Origin of the sequence: Burkholderia sp. Ac-20392, from assembly GCF_017104585.1 — a bacterium.
GTDB classification, from domain to species: domain Bacteria; phylum Pseudomonadota; class Gammaproteobacteria; order Burkholderiales; family Burkholderiaceae; genus Burkholderia; species Burkholderia lata.
Window position 1 is genome coordinate 1 of sequence record NZ_JAAGPB010001076.1, and the last position, 1,024, is coordinate 1,024.

Genomic DNA, 1,024 nt, shown 5'->3' on the forward strand with positions numbered 1-1,024 from the left:
TGCGTGAACGTGCTGAAGCTGAACCTCGCGCTCGACGCGGCGCAGGCCGCGCACTGAGCGCGCGCCCGGGCTTCCGGCGACAACCGGCGTCCGGCGCGGCCCGATCCGCGCCGGACGCAACTTTTCCCGACGGCGCATGCGCCGTCTTTGCCTTTTGCGGCGATTTGGAACAACAATGCTCGTACTCGCGCGCATCCGGGCGCTCCGCCTTTCTGACGCATGAATCGTCCCGATCCAGACCAACTCCTCGACAAGCTGCAGCGTGACGAAGAAAAGCAGCGGCGCGGCCAGCTCAAGATCTTCTTCGGCGCATCGGCCGGTGTCGGCAAGACCTACGCGATGCTGCAGGCCGCGCGCCAGCGCCTGCACGAAGGCGTCGACGTCGTCGTCGGCATCGTCGAGACCCACGGGCGCAGCGAAACCGCCGCGCTGCTCGACGGCCTCGACGTGCTGCCGCTCGCGCGCATCGACTATCGCGGCCGCACGCTCGCCGAATTCGATCTCGACGGCGCGCTCGCGCGCCAGCCGCAACTGATCCTCGTCGACGAACTCGCGCATTCGAACGTGCAGGGCGCACGGCACCTGAAGCGCTGGCAGGATGTGTACGAACTGCTCGACGCGGGCATCGACGTCTACACGACCGTCAACGTCCAGCACCTCGAAAGCCTGAACGACGTGGTCGGCGCGATCACCGGCATCCGCGTGTGGGAGACGGTGCCCGACCGCGTGTTCGACGCGGCCGACGAAGTCACGCTCGTCGACCTGCCGGCCGAGGAGCTGCTCGAGCGGATGCGCGACGGCAAGGTCTATCTCGCGCAGCAGGCCGAGCGCGCGGTGCGCAACTTCTTCCGCAAGGGCAACCTGATCGCGCTGCGCGAACTGGCGCTGCGGCGCACGGCCGATCGCGTCGACGCGCAGATGCGCGAATACCGCGCCGACCGTTCGATCCAGCGCATCTGGCAGGCGCGCGAGCGGCTGCTCGTGTGCGTCGGTCCCGGCGCCGAAGCGCCGACGCTCGTGCGGG

Annotated in this window: 1 pseudogene; it reads left to right on the plus strand. The window is 68.9% G+C overall.

The window, feature by feature from the left end:
• Positions 1–219: 219 nt before the first annotated feature.
• Positions 220–1,024: pseudogene (locus tag G3N99_RS40865) on the plus strand (two-component system sensor histidine kinase KdbD); the annotation flags it as partial.